The organism is Dorea formicigenerans, assembly GCF_025150245.1.
Lineage (GTDB): Bacteria > Bacillota > Clostridia > Lachnospirales > Lachnospiraceae > Dorea > Dorea formicigenerans.
The window spans coordinates 1588339-1607143 of sequence record NZ_CP102279.1; the positions used below are offsets into that span (position 1 = coordinate 1588339).

General features: G+C 39.6%; 18 protein-coding genes. 4 read left to right on the top strand and 14 right to left on the bottom strand.

Annotation, left to right across the window (positions count from 1 at the left end; genetic code table 11):
* Positions 1–34: 34 nt before the first annotated feature.
* The 4 genes from NQ560_RS07845 to nadA form a co-directional block, all read right to left on the bottom strand.
* Entirely contained in the window at positions 35–247 is a 213-nt protein-coding gene (locus tag NQ560_RS07845; protein ID WP_005332670.1) for a FeoA domain-containing protein, read from the bottom strand.
* Positions 248–323: 76 nt separating this feature from the next.
* Entirely contained in the window at positions 324–1175 is an 852-nt protein-coding gene (nadC, locus tag NQ560_RS07850; protein ID WP_005332663.1) for a carboxylating nicotinate-nucleotide diphosphorylase, read from the bottom strand.
* A gap of 43 nt (positions 1176–1218) precedes the next feature.
* A complete protein-coding gene (locus tag NQ560_RS07855; RefSeq protein WP_005332656.1) occupies positions 1219–2448 on the bottom strand; it encodes an L-aspartate oxidase in 1230 nt (409 codons plus the stop codon).
* A 10-nt stretch (positions 2449–2458) separates the two neighbouring features.
* Positions 2459–3364, bottom strand: coding sequence for a quinolinate synthase NadA (gene nadA / locus NQ560_RS07860; protein ID WP_040015442.1), 906 nt, complete (start codon positions 3362–3364; stop codon positions 2459–2461).
* A 206-nt stretch (positions 3365–3570) separates the two neighbouring features.
* Here nadA and NQ560_RS07865 point away from each other — a divergent pair, with 206 nt between their 5' ends.
* A complete protein-coding gene (locus NQ560_RS07865) occupies positions 3571–4926 on the top strand; it encodes a threonine/serine exporter family protein (protein WP_005332652.1) in 1356 nt (451 codons plus the stop codon).
* 134 nt (positions 4927–5060) lie between these two features.
* Here NQ560_RS07865 and NQ560_RS07870 read toward each other — a convergent pair whose 3' ends face one another.
* Positions 5061–5819, bottom strand: a complete 759-nt coding sequence (locus tag NQ560_RS07870) for a DUF4866 domain-containing protein (protein ID WP_005332651.1) — start codon at positions 5817–5819, stop codon at positions 5061–5063.
* A 121-nt stretch (positions 5820–5940) separates the two neighbouring features.
* Here NQ560_RS07870 and NQ560_RS07875 point away from each other — a divergent pair, with 121 nt between their 5' ends.
* The gene (locus tag NQ560_RS07875; RefSeq protein ID WP_040015441.1) at positions 5941–6834 is read left to right on the top strand and encodes a LysR family transcriptional regulator; all 894 of its coding nucleotides are present in this window, start codon (positions 5941–5943) and stop codon (positions 6832–6834) included.
* Positions 6835–6845: 11 nt separating this feature from the next.
* Here NQ560_RS07875 and NQ560_RS07880 read toward each other — a convergent pair whose 3' ends face one another.
* Positions 6846–7985, bottom strand: a complete 1140-nt coding sequence (locus NQ560_RS07880; RefSeq protein WP_005332648.1) for a glycerate kinase family protein — start codon at positions 7983–7985, stop codon at positions 6846–6848.
* A gap of 43 nt (positions 7986–8028) precedes the next feature.
* Positions 8029–8373, bottom strand: a complete 345-nt coding sequence (locus tag NQ560_RS07885) for a cupin domain-containing protein (RefSeq protein WP_005332647.1) — start codon at positions 8371–8373, stop codon at positions 8029–8031.
* A gap of 180 nt (positions 8374–8553) precedes the next feature.
* Here NQ560_RS07885 and NQ560_RS07890 point away from each other — a divergent pair, with 180 nt between their 5' ends.
* Both NQ560_RS07890 and rlmH read left to right on the top strand, forming a co-directional pair.
* A complete protein-coding gene (locus NQ560_RS07890; protein WP_005332646.1) occupies positions 8554–8832 on the top strand; it encodes a type II toxin-antitoxin system HicB family antitoxin in 279 nt (92 codons plus the stop codon).
* 46 nt (positions 8833–8878) lie between these two features.
* Positions 8879–9358: a 23S rRNA (pseudouridine(1915)-N(3))-methyltransferase RlmH gene (gene rlmH, locus NQ560_RS07895; protein WP_005332645.1), complete on the top strand. Its 480-nt coding sequence runs from the start codon at positions 8879–8881 to the stop codon at positions 9356–9358.
* A 121-nt stretch (positions 9359–9479) separates the two neighbouring features.
* Here the strand turns inward: rlmH and NQ560_RS07900 are convergent, their stop codons facing one another.
* The 7 genes from NQ560_RS07900 to NQ560_RS07930 form a co-directional block, all read right to left on the bottom strand.
* A complete protein-coding gene (locus tag NQ560_RS07900; protein WP_005332644.1) occupies positions 9480–10253 on the bottom strand; it encodes a ZIP family metal transporter in 774 nt (257 codons plus the stop codon).
* A 254-nt stretch (positions 10254–10507) separates the two neighbouring features.
* Entirely contained in the window at positions 10508–11896 is a 1389-nt protein-coding gene (gene gltA / locus NQ560_RS07905; RefSeq protein WP_005332643.1) for an NADPH-dependent glutamate synthase, read from the bottom strand.
* On the bottom strand, positions 11896–12783 hold the full coding sequence (locus NQ560_RS07910) for a sulfide/dihydroorotate dehydrogenase-like FAD/NAD-binding protein (protein ID WP_005332642.1): 888 nt from the start codon (positions 12781–12783) through the stop codon (positions 11896–11898). Before NQ560_RS07910 ends, gltA begins: the two co-directional genes overlap by 1 nt.
* Before the next feature lie 217 nt (positions 12784–13000).
* Positions 13001–14182: an iron-containing alcohol dehydrogenase gene (locus NQ560_RS07915; RefSeq protein WP_005332637.1), complete on the bottom strand. Its 1182-nt coding sequence runs from the start codon at positions 14180–14182 to the stop codon at positions 13001–13003.
* Positions 14183–14305: 123 nt separating this feature from the next.
* Positions 14306–15568 (bottom strand): chitobiase/beta-hexosaminidase C-terminal domain-containing protein, encoded by a 1263-nt coding sequence (locus NQ560_RS07920; protein WP_005332635.1) that lies wholly within the window; start codon positions 15566–15568, stop codon positions 14306–14308.
* Between the two features lie 22 nt (positions 15569–15590).
* The gene (locus NQ560_RS07925; RefSeq protein ID WP_005332634.1) at positions 15591–18053 is read right to left on the bottom strand and encodes an FtsK/SpoIIIE family DNA translocase; all 2463 of its coding nucleotides are present in this window, start codon (positions 18051–18053) and stop codon (positions 15591–15593) included.
* A 55-nt stretch (positions 18054–18108) separates the two neighbouring features.
* Positions 18109–18780, bottom strand: a complete 672-nt coding sequence (locus tag NQ560_RS07930) for a ClpP family protease (RefSeq protein WP_117606137.1) — start codon at positions 18778–18780, stop codon at positions 18109–18111.
* Positions 18781–18805 lie beyond the last annotated feature (25 nt).

The following is an 18805-nucleotide window of genomic DNA, read 5'->3' on the forward strand; positions in this document are numbered from 1 at the left end:
TTTTAATAGTATCATAAATTCAACTGATACAACTTTAAACTTGTATTCTTGCCGCCGCATCATCGCTAATTGCGATTCTTTTGTGTTTGTTCCCGATAATCAGACCACCATTGAACTTTTCAAAGACCCGGATTTCACTGCCCTCCTCAATCTGACAGTTACGGATGATATCCAGAACCTCCGGAAGGCCGAACATCCATTTGATGGTATATACTTTACCGGGTGCTGCTGTTGACAAAGCCTGCATACTCGCACCTTCTTTGCTTTTTTCTTATTGTAGAGCGAGAAATAAATGTTAGTCAACAGCAACAGTATGCATGGACTTATATTACATGAAGTCCTTTTAAGGAAATATCAAGAATCGGTGCAGAATGGGTCAGTGCTCCACTGGAAATATAATCCACACCAAGTCCGGTCAGTTTTTCAATATTTTCCTTTGTAACATTTCCGGAACATTCTGTCTCGGCATGTCCATCAATGATTAATAAAGCTTCTTTCATCTCGTCATAAGACATGTTGTCTAACATAATGATGTCTGCACCTGCTTCTACCGCTTCCTTTACCATGTCAAGATTTTCTACTTCCACCTCGATTTTCCGAACAAACGGTGCATAATCCTTTGCCATCTGTATTGCTTTTGTGACGCTTCCGGCTGCACCAATATGATTATCCTTCAAAAGGACGCCATCAGATAGATTATAGCGGTGATTATATCCGCCTCCGACGCGAACTGCATATTTTTCGAAAATACGCATATTCGGAGTTGTTTTTCTTGTATCCAAAAGTTTCGTTTTAGTTCCAGCAAGCAATTTTGCAACAGAATTCGTGTATGTGGCAATTCCACTCATGCGTTGCAGATAATTCAGTGCCACTCTTTCTCCAGATAACAGTACACGGATATCGCCTGTAACAACACCCAGAAGTTCCCCGCTTTTTACTGCGTCGCCATCTTTTTTATAAAATTCAATCTTTGTATTAGCATCCAGCAATTCGAATACTCGTTTAAATACTTCCAGTCCTGCAATAATACCGTCTTGCTTGCAGATAAGATTTACTTCTCCTTGAACAGCTTCTTTCATGACTGAATTTGTGGTTACATCTTCGCTGGATATATCTTCTCTTAAGGCTTCTTCGATGAGATGGTCAGCCTGTAGTTTCATTGTAATTGTATTCATGACTCTTTGAAAATCTCCTTTTTTATAGCATTTTATTACTGTTTTATGCGGTTGCCTTATTCATCTGTTTTTCAGACATGATTTTCCTGGCAGCTCTTTTAGCAAATACAAGACTCTCCAAAAGAGAATTGCTTGCAAGTCGGTTCTTTCCATGAACACCGTTGCAACTTGTCTCTCCTACTGCATATAAATTTGGCATAGATGTATGACTATCGGAGTCAACCCAGATTCCCCCCATAAAGTAATGCTGAGCCGGCACGACTGGAATCCACTCTTTTGTCGCATCATAACCTTCTTCCAGGCAATGCTGGTAGATATTCGGAAAATGACTTAGGATTATTTCCTTTGGAATCTTTTCTAATGACAGCCACACATGATCTGTCCCATCCTTCTTCATCTGTTCCTGAATGGCTTTTGTGACAACATCTCTTGGGAGCAGTTCATCTATAAATCGATTTCCGTTTTTATCATACAGAAGAGCGCCTTCACCACGCACAGATTCGGAAATCAAAAATCTGCGTCCCGGCTTTTTAGAATAAAGTGTTGTTGGATGGATCTGTACATAATCTAAATGTTCCAGTCTGATGCCATGCTTTTTTGCAATATCAATGGCATCTCCAGTTAAATGCGGAAAGTTTGTAGAATGCTTATAACGACCTCCGATACCGCCGCTTGCAAAAATAGTCTGATCAGCGTGGATATAAATCTTTTTATGATCAGATGTTTCAGCCTCAATCCCGGCACATGCCCCTTTGGAAATAAGGATGTCAGTCATCGTCGTATATTCCATAATCTGGATATTTTTACGTGTCTTTATCTGTGCAAGAAGCTTACTTGTGATTTCTTTACCAGTAATATCTTCATGAAACAGAATTCGAGGCCTGGAATGGGCGCCTTCTCTTGTGTACAGAAGTTTACCATCTTCCTTTGCAAAATCCACACCATACCCGATCAGATCATGAATTACATCCTGTGAACCGCGGATCATAATATCTACAGACTCTTTCCTGTTTTCATAATGACCAGCCCGCATTGTGTCTTCGAAATAACTGTCATAATCATCGTCATCATGTAACACACAGATTCCTCCTTGTGCGAGAAATGAATCGCTGCTTTCAAGATCTGATTTTGTAATCATAATAATGGATAAATCTTCGGACAGATTCAGGGCTGAAAAGCAGCCGCCTACGCCTGTGCCGACAATGACCACATCGGCTTGCAAATTATTTTCCTTACTATTACTTACATTTTTCATATTATCTGTTTGATTCATATTCAAATGCCTACTTTCCAAGCTCTAACATACGTTCCAGAGGTTTTTTTGAATTTTCACGAAGGCTGTCACTGACATGAACTTCGTTCTTGCCGGTCTTTAATACATGAAGCACTTTTTCCAAAGTATTCTTTTTCATGTTCGGACATACCGGAACAGTCTTCGGATAGTAAAAATGTTTATTCGGATTATTCTGAACGAGTTTATAGTGTACACCCTCTTCTGTACAGATGATAAATTCATTACATGGACTTTCCGTTGCATATTTAATAATTCCTGAAGTACTTCCTATATAATCGGATAATTTTAATACTTCTGTATTACATTCCGGGTGAGATAACACCAGTGCATCCGGGTGTTCTTCTTTTGCTTCGCGGACTTCATCAGCTTCCATACGCTCATGTGTCGGACAGAATCCTTCATTATAGATAAAATGTTTCTCTGGAACTTGATCTGCTACAAAATGAGCCAGATTCCGGTCCGGAATAAAGTAGATATTCTTATTCGGTAACGCTTTTACTATCTTGACAGCATTTGCTGACGTTACACATACATCGGAATATTCTTTTAAAGCTGCTGTAGAATTAATATAGCAGACCACTGCTACATCTTTATACTCTTCGCGGATTTTTTTAATGGATTCTACATCTGCCATATGTGCCATCGGGCAGTCAGCAGCCGGATCCGGCATCAGAACAGTTTTGTCCGGATTTAAGATCTTTGCGCTCTCGCCCATAAAAGAAACGCCGCAAAATACAATCGTACTCTCAGAAAGCTCTGTTGCGACACGGCTTAGATAGAAAGAATCTCCTATGTAATCTGCAATATCCTGAACTTCAGGTCTGACATAATAATGAGCCAGGATCACTGCATTTTTTTCTTGTTTTAGTTTTTGTATTTCTTCTACAATTGTCATATGTTTTTCCTCCCATATGATCTGAAATTTCATTGCAGACAATTATAGCACATGTTTTTACATGTGACAAGACAGTAAGTAATTATTGACAAACAAGAAATAAAGACTATACTAAAGCTGAACATAATATGCTATATATGTATAATTAAAATATCAAACATACATAATTTATATGGCTGCAAAAATATTTATACTAAGCTGACGATATGGTCAGTTCAGTGAAGAAAGAAGTGATTTATATGCAAGTGATCCACAAAAATCACATGGAAATTTTATGGCATGATTATGCAGAAGCAATTGATGATATCCCGATTACAAGTGCCGGAATTATTGAAAAATCTTCTGTGATTGGACGGACAGGTCTTATGCTTCTGTCATGTGGAACCGGAGCCTGGCGTGTCAGACAATCTATGAATACACTCGCAGAACAGTTGGGGTTGACTTGTACTGCAGACATCGGATTAATGTCTATTGAATACACCTGTTTCGATGGAGAGGAATGTTACTCTCAGTCCTTATGTCTTACAAATACAGGAGTAAACACATCAAAACTGAATCGTCTGGAACAGTTTATTAATAAATTTTCATCCGAAGGTGTATACATGACTGGTGAGGAATTACATTCTCATCTGGATCAGATTGAAAAAATACATGGTCTCTACTCTCCGACCGCACTTGGTTTTGCAGCCGCACTTGCCTGTGGCGCATTTACCTTTTTACTTGGAGGCGGACCGGTAGAAATGTTTTGTGCATTTGCAGGTGCCGGTATCGGGAATTTTGTCCGATGCAAACTGGGGAAGCATCATTTTACACTATTTTTATGTATCTTCGCTTCTGTAACATCAGCCTGTCTGGTCTATGCGGGATTATTTGAAGTGATGAAACTGATACTCGGGGTGTCAGAACAACATGAAGCAGGATATATTTGTTCTATGTTATTTATCATTCCAGGATTCCCATTCATTACCAGCGGTATTGACCTTGCAAAATTGGATATGAGATCAGGTCTGGAACGATTAACTTATGCAATCATTATTATCACTGTTGCAACAATGACTGCCTGGATTATGGCACTTGTCTTAAAATTGCAGCCGGTGGATTTTCTAACATTAAATTTGCAAGTCCCGGTACAAATTCTCTTCCGACTGGCAGCAAGCTTTTGTGGAGTTTTCGGATTCTCTGTTATGTTTAACAGTCCAAGAAAACTGGCAGCTACAGCCGGATGTATCGGAGCAGTTGCCAATACTCTTCGTCTGGAAATGGTGGACCTTGCAAATATGCCCCCAGCTGCTGCTGCATTTATCGGCGCGCTTGTCGCAGGAATTCTTGCTTCTATGATTAAAAATGTTGCGGGATTTCCAAGAATATCCGTAACGGTACCTTCTATAGTAATTATGGTACCTGGCCTTTATTTGTACCGTGCTATTTATAATCTGGGAATCATGTCCCTGCATACATCAGCAGAGTGGTTCGCTGCCGCATTTATGATCATACTTGCATTGCCGCTTGGATTGATTTTTGCAAGGATTTTGACAGATAAAACATTTCGTTATTGCACGTAAATTCAAAGATTCGACTCTCAATTATATAAGTTCACTTGTCACTTATATAATTGGGAGTCTTCTCAACTGAACTAAAAGAGGAACCGTTCATTTTCAAGTGAATAGTTCCTCTTTCTTATAGATTATATAACAAATTATTCTTTATATTGATAAACAATCTTCTTCGCTGTCTCAATATGTTTTTCCAGTCGTTCTGAAAAATGTGTAAATGGAAGAAAAACTCCAAGTTCATCAAAATGCTCGCCTTTTTCTTCAAGACATTCTTGTCCATAATAAACAATGGATTTTGGCAATTCTTCCTGCAATTGCATAACCAGATCCATAACGGCGACATAAGACTGAGCTTCAGTCTCTTTCATTTTGATAGTATCCGGCAGTTCATATACAAGCAAAACACCTAACTGCTCTCCCATTCGATAATCTTTTACTTCCATAGTCACTTCATCATAACAATGCCTTTTTCGATATCCTTCTGCCAGATACATTTTCACATCATCATTTTGTGCGTAGACTTTTTGGAATTTATGATACATTTTGTCAGGTACAGCTTTCTTGCAATCATTTAACAGATTGCCGAATCCATCCGTTAAAATATAAGGATTGGTATGTCCGTCAGCATTAAAACGAAACGGAACAAGGTATGCATTTCTAAGAAGATCGAACATGCTGTGCTGACAGATTGCCAGAAGGAAAGCGGTCAGATCTTTATTCTTATAAGCGTCAAATAAAGCTTTTGCAAATTTCTCCGGCGGCAATACTTCTCCTGAATATTCGCCGTCAGATTCTACTGATTCATAAAATGTTTCCATCAACCGTTCGCATGCCTGCGGATTTTCCAGAATTTTGTCAAATAAGTATTCTGCTTTTTCTTCTCTTGGAAATATGGTTGCCATTTTTATTCATCTCTTTTCTTATTGATTTTTTATCTGCTATATATTATAGTTGTCTTACGTTAAAATGTAAAAGATATATTTAGTATCATGGATATATCAATTTGGAATGAGAGGATTAGATATGATTACTTACGATTATTACCGCATATTTTATTTTGTAGCACGTTATAAGAGCTTTACAAAAGCAGCAAAAATGCTTGGCAACAATCAGCCCAATATTACACGCTGCATGAATATCCTGGAGCAAGAATTAAAATGCACTCTTTTCCTACGGTCTAACCGTGGTATTTCGTTAACACCAGAGGGGAAGAAATTATATGAGCATGTAGCAATTGCATATGAACAGTTACAGATTGGCGAAGAAGAAATCCGTCAGAATGGTGAACTGGAGAATGGATTAGTATCCATCGGTGCCAGCGAAAACGCGCTGAGACTGGTACTACTTTCAAGACTTGAAAAATTTCATGAACAATATCCGCATGTCAGACTTCGTATTTCGAATCATTCGACGCCACAGGCAATTCAGGCATTAACAAGTGATATTGTGGATTTTGCTGCGGTGACAACACCACTTGACATCAAAAGTCCACTGGAGAAAATACCTCTTGCCTCTTACCGCGAAATACTAATCGGAGGGAGAAAATACAAAAAGCTTGCAGAACATACCCAGAAGCTTGAAGATATTGCTTCTCTTCCATTTATTAGTCTTGATGAAAATAGCAGTACAAGAGAATTATATAACAGTTTTTTTCTGGAACAGGGACTTTCCTTTGCACCGGATATGGAGACCGCAACAACCGATCAGATGCTTCCTTTGATCACTCATAACCTTGGAATCGGTTTTTATCCTAAGAAAATGGCTGAACTAGCTTTGACCAAAGGTGATGTATATCAGATTCCGTTGGAAGAAAAACTGCCCCTTCGGAGAATTTATTTAGTCACGAATGGCAGCACTGCAAAGAGTACTGCCGTTCGTAAGATGATCAAGTTCATTCAAGAATATCATAAAATATAACAATTTATTTGTTAACGCATCTGCATTCCTGCTTTTAAGAGCCGGAACATTCGTCTAGCTGCACCAAGATATAATTCTTCAGCATGATTTAAAGCATCAGACAGAGGCATAATATTATTTACCGTTGTGATAATAGATTCAATTCCATAATCGAAGATATCTTCTGCACCGCTTCCCATACTTCCGACAATCGCTACAGCTGGTATATGGCGCTTTTTGCAGTGTACACCAACTCCCTGCATGACTTTGCCAAATACAGACTGCCAGTCTGTAGCACCTTCTCCGGTTACGACAATATCGACATCTTTCAGATGTTCATCGAAATCCACAAGATCAAGTACCGTCTCAATTCCAGATTTCAATGTTCCGTTTAAAAATACCATAAGAGCAGTCCCGAGACCACCAGCTGCTCCGGAACCCGGTATATTATCCATATCCAGATCAAATTGCTCTTTAATAATGTCCCGGTAATTACACATACCAGCTTCCAAATCATTTTGAATCTCAGGGGTTGCACCTTTCTGTCTGCCAAATGTATAAGTAGCTCCGTCTTTTCCGCAAAGCGGATTTGTGACATCACACATTACCGTGAATTTACATTCTTTTATCAATGGATTCAGTCCAGAAAGATCTATCTTTCTAATTTTCATCAAATCCTCGCCGCACCCCTTTAATTCCTGATTATTCTCATCTAAAAATTTTCCACCCAGGGCGCGTATACAGCCGATTCCACCATCGTTTGTAGCAGAGCCGCCGATGGCTATGGATATATCCCGGAATCCTCTTCTAAGAGCATCTGCAATCATTTCTCCAGTTCCATAAGATGTAGTATAGCGTGGATCTCTTTTCTCTTCTGGAACGAGAGGCAGTCCGGAAGCTGCAGCCATTTCCATTACTGCACGATTTTCATCCAGCATGCCATAATTACTTGTAATATCCTCCCAGAGAGGTCCATGAACTTGCACAGGTAAGTTTTTTCCATTTGTAGCCGCAAGTACTGCTGCTGTTGTACCTTCGCCACCGTCTGCAACGACAATGCTGTCACATTGACAGTCCGGAAATATCTCCCGGGCTGCTTTTGCCAGAAGTTCTGCTGTCTTTTGCGAAGATAAACTCCCTTTAAATGAATCTGAAGCAAATAAAAATTTCATAAGCTTCCTCCTGTAATTACCTCTTTATAAAATAAAAAGATTTTTATTTTTTTAATACAAGTGCTACAAATACAATTGGTTCTGTTCCGTGATTCTTAATTCCATGTCCGTCTCCATCTTTGCAAAATGTAACATCGCCGGTTTTGATCTCGTATTCTTTATCGTTGTCCATATAAGTCGCACTGCCGGAAAGTACATAATAAGTCTCAGTTTCTCCATGATGCTCATGATAACCAAGTTCACAGCCTGGCTCAATGGTTACCTGAGAAAATATACGGCAATGCTCTCCTCGTTCTTCTTCATTTAAAAGAGCCTCCATAAGCACATGACCTGCTCCGCCATTTACCTGTTCTTTTTTTGCAATCTTACGTTCGCCTGCTCTTGTCATTGTTCTAGAACCTCCTGAATTCAATTTTAATATTATAAGTATATCATAGCATATCTTGTGCAGAATAACTTAGTGAATCACAGAAAAATGAAAGAATAATTAAAAAGTGTTTGCTATTGTATTCCTGTCAAGTCGTGATATAATGTAAAAGACTTATAAGAGTTTAGAAAGGACAGAAAAATGAAATTTATATATCCAGCAGTATTTCATGAAGAAAAAGATGGAAAATACAAGGGCTATTTCCCTGATTTAGAATGTTGTTACGGAGAAGGTGACACGATAGATGATGCCATAGATGATGCCAATGAGGCCGCCAGAAACTGGCTGAGTCTGGAACTTACAGAAGAAGATCCATTCATCCCGTATGTATCTGACGAGGAAGATATTGACTTAAAAGAAGGGGAATTTATTCGTAACATTTCTGTAAATATCCGGTTTTACGAGGGCTGGGACGAATAATATCCAGCTATTTTTTACGGAAGATATTTTTTGACTGGAGACATTTATGAAAATTACTTTAATTACCGTTGGAAAAATAAAAGAAAAGTATTTAAAAGATGCTATTGCAGAATACAGTAAGAGACTCGGCCGTTATTGTAAGCTTGAGATTGTCGAAGTTGCTGACGAAAAGACGCCGGATCACGCAAGCGAGACTGTTGAAAATGCAATCCGGGATAAAGAAGGCGAACGCATTTTGAAATATGTCAAAGAAGATTCATATGTAATTACATTAGAAATTCGTGGCAAAATGCTGACCTCTGAAGAACTTTCCGAAAAAGTCGACACGCTTGGCGTTCAAGGCATCAGTCATATTATTTTTATTATAGGCGGCTCTATTGGTCTTGGCAAAGAAGTTTTAAAACGCTCAGACTATGCACTCAGCTTTTCAAAAATGACGTTTCCTCACCAATTAATGCGTGTGATCTTATTGGAACAGATATATCGCAGTTATCGAATTATAAATCATGAACCCTATCACAAGTAAATGAGATTTTTTACATTCTGTTATCAATCGTCATAACTAGTGTAAGTTTATAAATTAAAAGAATAAAGGAGAACATGTTACTTTATCGAACATGTTCTCCTTTTATTCATCTTTATGCTTTCTAGCCCAACGCTACATCTAATATCATCATTAATACAAACCCAAGCGAAAAACCTATTGTGCCGACATTGCTATGGGTTCCTTCAGATGATTCCGGAATTAACTCTTCCACTACAACATAAATCATAGCACCTGCTGCAAATGCAAGTAGATACGGCAATACAGGTGTAATTTTAGATGCAAGCAAAATTGTTATACCACCACCAATTGGTTCCACAATCCCAGAAAACATACCATATAAAAAAGCTTTTATCCGCCCTTTTTCACTTCTGACAGGCAGTGAAACAATAAAGCCTTCTGGTACATTTTGAATTGCTATGCCGATAGACAGTGCAAATGCTCCGGCAAGTGTCACTTTTGAATTATTCATAAGAAGTCCTGCAAATACTGCGCCACCAGATATTCCTTCCGGAATATTGTGAATTGTAACTGCCAAGATCAGCATCGTCGATTTCTTTAATGAAGCTTTAGGACCTTCTGATTCTTCACTCCCAAGATGCAGATGTGGAATGAGGCGGTCCAATGCAAGAAGAAATACAATGCCGACAAGAAAGCCAACAGCAGCCGGTAAAAATGCCAGTTGTCCCAGATGATCAGACATTTCCATAGCTGGAATTAAAAGTGACCATACAGAGGCCGCAACCATAACTCCCGCTGCAAAACCAAGTAAAGACTTTTGAATCACAGGTTTTAATTCATTTTTTATAAATAATACGCATAATGCCCCAAGAGTTGTTCCGATGAACGGTATCATTAGTCCCCAGAAAATTGTCATGTATCAAACACTCCTTTTTATTATCTATTAGTATTATATTCAGAATCTCGATATCCTAGAATAACCGTATTAAATTAATCTGCGGAGGTTAGGCGCAACTAATTCTAATATTATTTTATACAAAAGATTTAGAAGTGTCAATAAAAAAGTCAACTTCATAAATTAAGGGCACCCCTTTTATGAAAAAAGGGACACCCTTAATCAATGATGGAGACGTAGCATTTTAAAGTTTTACTACGTCCCCATTCAAGAATTTATTTGTTGCTTAATAATTCATGAATTCCTTTTGCTCCGGCTTTTCCGGCACCCATAGCAAGGATTACTGTTGCTGCTCCTGTTACAGCATCTCCGCCAGCGAATACACATGCTTTTGATGTCTGTCCATTTTCTTCTTCTGCAACAATACATTTTCTCTTGTTTGTCTCAAGACCTTTTGTTGTAGAAGCGATCAATGGGTTTGGAGATGTTCCAAGAGACATGATAACTGTATCAAGTTCAATCTCGTACTCTGATCCTGGAATTTCTTCCGGACGTCGTCTTCCTGATGCATCAGGCTCTCCAAGCTGCATCTTAACAACCTTCATTCCTTTTACCCAGTCATTCTCATCTGCAAGAATTTCTTTTGGATTTGTAAGAAGATCAAATATAACGCCCTCTTCTTTTGCATGATGTACTTCTTCAACTCTGGCTGGAAGTTCTTCCTCGCCACGACGGTAGATTACATGTACTTCTGCTCCAAGACGAAGTGCTGTTCTGGCAGCATCCATTGCTACGTTACCGCCACCGACAACTGCAACTTTCTTACCTGCTGCAATCGGTGTATCATAAGAATCATCGAAAGCTTTCATAAGGTTGCTTCTTGTCAGATACTCGTTTGCAGAGAATACTCCGTTTGATGCCTCTCCCGGAATTCCCATGAACATCGGAAGACCTGCTCCGGAACCGATGAATACAGCTTCAAAGTTTTCCTCTTCCATCAACTGATCGATTGTTGTTGATTTACCGATTACTACGTTTGGCTCAAAATGTACACCTAATTCTTTTACTTTTTCGATTTCTTTCTTTACGACTTTCTCTTTTGGAAGACGGAACTCTGGAATACCATATACAAGTACTCCGCCAAGCTCATGAAGTGCCTCAAATACTGTTACTTCATAACCAAGCTTTGCAAGGTCTCCGGCGCATGTAAGTCCGGACGGACCAGAACCGATAACTGCAACTTTATGTCCATTTGTCTTCTCAGGTTTTGCAGGTTTAATGTCATGCTCAAGAGCGTAATCAGCAACGAATCTTTCAAGTTTACCGATTGAAATCGGGTCACCTTTGATTCCACGGATACATTTGCTCTCGCACTGGGACTCCTGTGGACATACACGGCCACAGATAGCAGGAAGTGCTGAGGACTCTCCGATTACTTTATAAGCTTCCTCAATATTACCTTCTTTTACATGACTAATAAATCCTGGAATATTGATAGATACAGGACAGCCCTGAATACATCTTGCATTCTTACAGTTGATACAGCGCTGTGCCTCTTCCATTGCTTCTTCTTTGTTATATCCATAACATACTTCTTCGAAGTTTGTTGCTCTTACTTTTGGATCCTGTTCTCTTACAGGAACTCTCTCTAATACATTTGCCATTATTTGTCACCTCCGCAGTTTCCGCATCCACCATGATGAGTGTCACCTTCCTGTAATTTCAGCATTGCACGACCTTCTTCTGTCTTGTAAAGCTGCTGTCTCTTCATAGCGTTATCAAAATCAACGAGATGTCCGTCAAACTCTGGTCCGTCTACGCATGCGAATTTCACTTCGTCTCCAACGATCAGACGGCAGGCACCGCACATTCCTGTACCATCAACCATGATTGGGTTCATGCTGACAACTGTCGGGATCTCCAGTTTCTTTGTAAGGAGACAGACAAATTTCATCATGATCATTGGACCGATTGCAATACATACATCATATTTGTTTCCATTATTTACAAGTTCTTCGACCATTGTTGTAACCATTCCGGCATGTCCGTAGGAACCATCATCTGTACATGGGTAATAGTTACCAGATACAGCTTCCATAGCATCTTCAAGGATCAGCATATCTTTTGTCTTTGCTCCGACAATAACATCTGCTGCTACGCCGTGTTCATGTAACCATTTTACCTGTGGATATACAGGAGCAGCTCCAACTCCACCTGCTACGAATAAGATTTTTTTCTTTTTCAAGTCTTCTATGTCTTCTTCAACGAGCTCTGAAGCACAGCCAAGAGGTCCAGTGAAATCACGGAATGAATCCCCGGCCTTTAAGTCAGCCATCTTTACAGTAGATGCTCCGACTTCCTGGAATACGATTGTAATAGTACCTGCTTCTCTGTCATAGTCACAGATTGTAAGTGGGATACGTTCTCCCTTATCGTCCATCTTAACGATAACGAACTGTCCAGGCTGGCAGTGTCTTGCAACACGTGGTGCCTCAACATCCATAAGATAAATCTTGTCAGCTAATTTTTCAGCTTTTAATATCTTATACATCTTGCTTCCTCCTAATTCTAACCCCCATTGAAATACCGGGAATAATAATAATCATCTATATAATGATACAACATTGTTATGAAAATATCAAGTAACTTGCTGTGAATTTAATTTCTAAATAAATTCTGAAAACCGCACCAAAAACGGCAAATATTATTATAATACCTGCCGTTTCATCATTATTTTATTAAAATTATTTTTTTAACATTGTTGTTAATTAAAAATCAACTTCTGTTCCATAATAAATACATGTAAACAGTCTTTCCATTGTAGCTGGATCAATTGTTCTTGGATTAGAACCTGTACAGGCATCTCCAACAGCATTTTCAGAGATTGTAGCAATTTTTTCTTTAAATTCATCTTCTTTGATTCCGAAATCCTTTAATGTAGCCGGAATATTTAAGATAACATTGAATTCATTGATCTTCTCACAAAGACTGTTGATGAGTGCTTTTTCAGATGCTCCACCAAGTCCTACAAATCTTGCAATTTCAGCATATCTCTTAGCTGCTACAGGATCTTTTGCATTATATTTGATTACATATGGAAGATACATTGCATTTGCAAGACCATGTGTAATATGTCCTGTAGAGAATGCAGCTCCTGTTTTATGAGCCATAGAATGTACGATTCCAAGTAATGCATTAGAGAATGCCATTCCAGCCAGACACTGTGCATCGTGCATTTTTGCTCTTGCTTCCATATTGCATCTGTAGGATGCCGGAAGATAATCAAATACCATCTCGATTGCTTTGAGTGCAAGCGGATCTGTATATGGACAGTTCAATGTAGATACATATGCCTCAATCGCATGTGTCAAGGCATCCATACCTGTGTAAGCAACCTGCTTTACAGGAAGTTCAGCTACAAGAGCCGGGTCAACAATTGCAACATCTGGCGTGATGTTAAAATCTGCCAGAGGGTACTTGATTCCTTTTGCATAATCTGTGATAACAGAAAATGCTGTTACTTCAGTTGCAGTTCCGGAGGTTGAAGGAATTGCTGCAAATTTTGCTTTCTGTCTTAATTCCGGGAAACTGAATGGTGTAATCAGATCTTCAAATGTTATTTCCGGATACTCATAGAAAGCCCACATAGCTTTTGCTGCATCAATCGGTGATCCACCACCCATAGCTACGATCCAGTCAGGCTCGAATTCCTGCATAGCCTTTGCACCTTTCATTACAGTTTCAACAGACGGGTCTGGTTCTACACCTTCGAAAAGAGCAACTTCCATTCCAGCTTCTTTCAAGTAGTCTTCAACTTTTGCAAGGAATCCCTGGCGTTTCATTGCGCCGCCACCGACAACAACGATTGCCTTTTTACCTTTTAAGTTCTTCAGCTCTTCTAAAGCTCCTTCTCCATGATAAATGTCTCTTGGTAATGTAAATCTTGCCATGATTTTTCTCCTCCATAAAATAATTGCGTTAAATTTTTATCACAGTTGCATTATAGCATTGATAATAATTTAACGCAATATTTTTCTGGTAATTTTTTCTTTTTTTACATAATAAGATAACAATTATTGGTTATCATACATATAATTTCTAGTGGTAATACCACTCATACGCCCCTTTCCATTGACAAGTACGACTTTAAAAAGAGTTTCTCCCTTTGGCATGTCGATTGGCCCGGTATATTTTGTAGATGCTGTTGTCGGGTCTGTACCGTCTGTCGTGTAATATGCAGTATATCCCTCCGGTACTTTTACTTCAATCTGAACTGCTTCATCGTACTGTCCTGTTGACGGGGAGACCGCCGGTGCATCTTCTACAGGGAATTCTACCGTGTAAGTCTTCTTACCGATTGCACTCGGCACCCCTTTTTTGTTGACAGCAATTGCTTTTATGGTTGTCTCACCCTCGCTGATCTGTATGCCTTCACTAGTGTACTTCGTACTTGTCAGATCAGGATCTGTACCATCCGTTGTATAGTAGATTGTATCTTTATCTGCAGTCAGAAGTAATTTTTGGACATCATCATAAGTCGTAGAATCCTCCAGACTGAACTTTGGTTCATCTACAACATAATCGCTTAATTTCTCCAACATGGAATCATTGACAGAATCCAAAAGTTCTGGAATTTCCATGTTCTGATCTGATTTCAAATAAAAATCCATACATGCTTTATAAAGTTCAACATTACCAGATTGCTTGCTAACTGCTTCTTCAAATAATGTTGTACCTTCATCTGTCTTATCCTGTGACTGATAAACATCTGCAAGACCTGTGTAAGCATCTGCTTTTTTAGTATTTTTGGAAATTGCCTGTTTATAATAAGCTTCTGCAGTGGTATAATCTTTTGACTGCGCGGCTTTTTGTGCTTTTTTCATAATCCCGTTATAGGAATTCTGATATACAACATAGAATCCGGCACCTGCTAATACTACGATTGCAGCCATAATAAGCAGGACGATTCGTCTTTTTCTGCGCAAAGCTTTCTTTCTTGCTGCTTTTGCGCTCTGCCGTTTTCTTCTTTCCTTTTCAGTTAGCATCTGCCCCGTAGTATTCCCGGTCATTCTTCTTCCAGTCATAGCCGCTGTTGTTCGTGATGCACTTCTTCCTGTATTTCTGCCAGCAGATTGTCCTGTCCTGTTATTATTTCTGCGTTTTTGATTTATATATTGATCGAGCTCCGATTCCTGCTCATTGCCATCTAATTGGATCTGAGCCGTTAACATTTCTTCAAGTGGATTGTAATCTGGTACAATCTGTACCTCTCGCCCACATTTTTTACAATATAATTCCCCTTCTGGTATTTCTGCCTTACAATACCTGCATTTCATTGTCTATACTGACCTCCTCTGATTATTCAGTAGTATTTATATTTTGTATGTATTGTTCAAATTCTTCTGGTGTCATGAGGATTTTTCGCGGTTTTGTTCCCTCTTCGCCACCGACAATCCCCGCTTCACACAATTGATCCATAATACGTGCTGCACGGTTAAAGCCAATCTTGAATGCTCTCTGCAGCATCCCTATGGAAGCCTTGTCCTTATCAATGATAAGACGACCTGCGTCTATAAAATAGGCATCTCGCCCATTACTTTCATCGGCACCAGGTCCGTTTGAAGATACCATGCCAATATTGGATGTATTTACATGATTGACAACTTCTTCATCGTAATTGGCATTGCCATTTTTGTCAATTAAATAATCAACAACTTTCTGCACCTCTTTATCCGATACAAAAGCTCCCTGGACTCGTACCGGTTTCTGATAACCGGATGGATAAAAGAGCATATCTCCTTTTCCAAGTAATTTTTCAGCGCCATTCATATCAATGATGGTTCTGGAATCAACTCCAGAAGTTACAGAAAACGCGATTCTTGACGGCATGTTTGCTTTAATCAATCCTGTGATAACATTGACAGACGGACGCTGTGTTGCAATGACCAGATGAATTCCTGCTGCTCTTGCAAGCTGTGCCAGCCGGCAAATTGCTTCTTCAACTTCGCCAGGAGCAACCATCATAAGATCTGCAAGCTCGTCTACAATAATGACAATCTGCGACATCTTATGTCCTTTTGCTTCATCTGCATGATCCGGCATAGATTCAATCTTCGCATTATATCCTTTGATATCACGTACATTCAATGACGCAAATGCCTGATAACGCCTTGTCATCTCAGCTACTGCCCAGTTCAAAGCACCAGCTGCCTTTTTCGGGTCTGTCACCACGTCAATCATCAGATGTGGAATGCCTTTGTAAACACTTAATTCTACAACTTTAGGATCGATCATAATTAATTTGACTTCATCCGGAGTTGCTTTATAAAGGATGCTCATGATCAATGTATTAATACAGACAGACTTACCGGAACCTGTAGCACCTGCGATCAGCACATGTGGCATCTTTGCTATATCTGTAACGACAACCTTACCTCCGATATCTTTTCCAACTGCAAACGATATTTTAGAGGTACTGTCTTTAAATTCTTTGGACGCTAGAAGATTCCCAAGCATGACTGTAGAATTTTCCTTATTCGGAACTTCAATTCCTACAGCTGCTTTTCCCGGAATCGGTGCCTCGATTCGAATATCTGCGGCGGCCAGATTCAGCTTGATATCGTCTGCCAGTCCGACAATCTTACTTACTTTCACACCCATTTCCGGCTGAAGCTCATAACGCGTGACAGCAGGACCACAGCTTACATTTGTAACTGTTACATTTACTCCAAAATTCGCCAGAATCTCCTGAAGCTTCATAGCAGTTTCCCGAAGCTTTGCATCCGATTCCTGACGTCCTTCACTACCACGATTCAGAAGTGATACCGGTGGCATTTTATATGCTTTTGTTCTTACAGCCGCTGTTGTCTTCGCAGCTTCTGCTGCAACACGCGCAACTTCATCGGCAACCGGAGCTGCTCCCATCTTACTTTTACGCACAGAACTTCCCGAAGAAGAGTCTGTCGGATTCTTGTCTGCCTGTGTAAAATCAAAGGCTTCCTCCGTCACATCTGATTCTTCCGGAATATCTTCTATTGGAATATCAGGAGCCCTGTTGATCACAAAATCCGGTTGTTTTTTTGTTTTATCTTCTTCCGGTATCATTTCCGGATTACTCTTTATTTCCTTCATCTCCGGTGACTGGAACTTATCAGAAAGTCTGGTTGCCAGAGAAACTCCCGTTACGCGGTGATCCGATCGTTTTTCGTTAGGGTTTGTGTTTTTGGCAGCTTTTTGTTCCTGCTCACGCATCTTAGCACGCTTAGCTTTACGTTCTTCTGAAATTTTACGTCTTCTTTTGGCATCTTCTCTTGCGCGGCCATAGGCCTGATCACCTTTTGCTTTTACTCCCTTTAAAGCAGATTTACCAGTAATGATCACTCCACAGATAATCATACAGATTATTACAATTACATATGTACCTGCCACTCCGACTGCGGGTATAAGAAGGTTTGCAATAAAGCTTCCAAGTCTTCCGCCCATCTCATGAATCAGGTCTAAAAGTGTACAGGTAAGGATCATAAAAACCAGCACAAGCGCAGATTTTATATATGCGATTCTATTTTCTTTATTTGATATTAAAAATGATACGATTCCAAACAGTAAAAATGGGACAAGATAGGCAACGATCCCAAAGCCGTGCTTTAGAGCCCCGGATACATGATAGCCAATGTTTCCGCCAAATCCGAAATTACTGATCAATAGCAAAATACTGACTGCCAGAGTAACCCAGACAAAGATTTCCTCCCCTAAAAAACTTTGTTCGGTCTTTTTTTTCTTTGTCTGCTTTCTGCCAGTTTTCTTTTTTGACTTTGCAGCCATATTTTTTACTCCCCCTTATGCGCAAAACATATCACACTATAGTATACATGAATGATTATTTTTCGTCAATCATCTGGTGAAGTTTCCTTAATGCATGGCTCATTCCTCCAACTTCATCAATCAGACCTTCCCTGACCGCATCTTCTCCTTCCAGAAGTGTGCCGACATCTTTGACAAGTTCTGTCGGATTAAGCATCAGTTCTTCGATACGTTCTTCGTTCATATGGGAATGAGCTGCAAGAAACCCTGTAATGCGTTTTTGTGTCCGAATCATATTTTGGAGACTTTGCTGTACTCCAATAAACATGCCATTTGATCTGACCGGATGTATGATCATAGTTCCGCTCGGGACGATAAATGAGTAATCTGCCGCCACTGCCAGCGGTCCTCCGATAGAATGGCTGCCTCCAAGGACTAGAGAAACTGTCGGTTTACTAATAGAAGCAATCATCTCTGCAATAGATAGTCCTGCTTCCACATCCCCGCCCATTGTATTTAAAAGGATCAGAAGTCCATCAATCTCTTCGCTGTCTTCTACTTCAGCCAGCATCGGCAAAAGATGTTCGTATTTTGTCGCTTTTGTATTCCCGGATACTGCTTCATGACCTTCAATCTCTCCAATAATTGTCAGAAGACGTACATTATGTTTCCGGTTATTAGAGTCAAGTTTCATGCTGCCGGTTTCTTTCATTTCATCTCTTTTTTCCTCAGTTGTTTCTTTTTCCATAAAAAATACCTCCATACTTTTTTCT

What these genes read in the sequence shown, in the direction of transcription:
- NQ560_RS07880 (WP_005332648.1), bottom strand. Translation starts at nt 7,985, where the DNA reads ATGAAATTTTTATTTGCTTCAGATTCATTTAAAGGGAGTTTATCTTCG.
- NQ560_RS07890 (WP_005332646.1), top strand. Translation starts at nt 8,554, where the DNA reads ATGAAATTTATATATCCAGCAGTATTTCATGAAGAAAAAGATGGAAAA.
- NQ560_RS07900 (WP_005332644.1), bottom strand. Translation starts at nt 10,253, where the DNA reads ATGACAATTTTCTGGGGACTAATGATACCGTTCATCGGAACAACTCTT.
- NQ560_RS07925 (WP_005332634.1), bottom strand. Translation starts at nt 18,053, where the DNA reads ATGGCTGCAAAGTCAAAAAAGAAAACTGGCAGAAAGCAGACAAAGAAA.
- NQ560_RS07885 (WP_005332647.1), bottom strand. Translation starts at nt 8,373, where the DNA reads ATGACAAGAGCAGGCGAACGTAAGATTGCAAAAAAAGAACAGGTAAAT.
- NQ560_RS07915 (WP_005332637.1), bottom strand. Translation starts at nt 14,182, where the DNA reads ATGGCAAGATTTACATTACCAAGAGACATTTATCATGGAGAAGGAGCT.
- nadC (WP_005332663.1), bottom strand. Translation starts at nt 1,175, where the DNA reads ATGAATACAATTACAATGAAACTACAGGCTGACCATCTCATCGAAGAA.
- NQ560_RS07870 (WP_005332651.1), bottom strand. Translation starts at nt 5,819, where the DNA reads ATGGCAACCATATTTCCAAGAGAAGAAAAAGCAGAATACTTATTTGAC.
- NQ560_RS07930 (WP_117606137.1), bottom strand. Translation starts at nt 18,780, where the DNA reads ATGGAAAAAGAAACAACTGAGGAAAAAAGAGATGAAATGAAAGAAACC.
- rlmH (WP_005332645.1), top strand. Translation starts at nt 8,879, where the DNA reads ATGAAAATTACTTTAATTACCGTTGGAAAAATAAAAGAAAAGTATTTA.
- NQ560_RS07920 (WP_005332635.1), bottom strand. Translation starts at nt 15,568, where the DNA reads ATGAAATGCAGGTATTGTAAGGCAGAAATACCAGAAGGGGAATTATAT.
- NQ560_RS07845 (WP_005332670.1), bottom strand. Translation starts at nt 247, where the DNA reads ATGCAGGCTTTGTCAACAGCAGCACCCGGTAAAGTATATACCATCAAA.
- NQ560_RS07875 (WP_040015441.1), top strand. Translation starts at nt 5,941, where the DNA reads ATGATTACTTACGATTATTACCGCATATTTTATTTTGTAGCACGTTAT.
- NQ560_RS07865 (WP_005332652.1), top strand. Translation starts at nt 3,571, where the DNA reads ATGGTCAGTTCAGTGAAGAAAGAAGTGATTTATATGCAAGTGATCCAC.
- gltA (WP_005332643.1), bottom strand. Translation starts at nt 11,896, where the DNA reads ATGGCAAATGTATTAGAGAGAGTTCCTGTAAGAGAACAGGATCCAAAA.
- NQ560_RS07910 (WP_005332642.1), bottom strand. Translation starts at nt 12,783, where the DNA reads ATGTATAAGATATTAAAAGCTGAAAAATTAGCTGACAAGATTTATCTT.
- NQ560_RS07855 (WP_005332656.1), bottom strand. Translation starts at nt 2,448, where the DNA reads ATGAATCAAACAGATAATATGAAAAATGTAAGTAATAGTAAGGAAAAT.
- nadA (WP_040015442.1), bottom strand. Translation starts at nt 3,364, where the DNA reads ATGACAATTGTAGAAGAAATACAAAAACTAAAACAAGAAAAAAATGCA.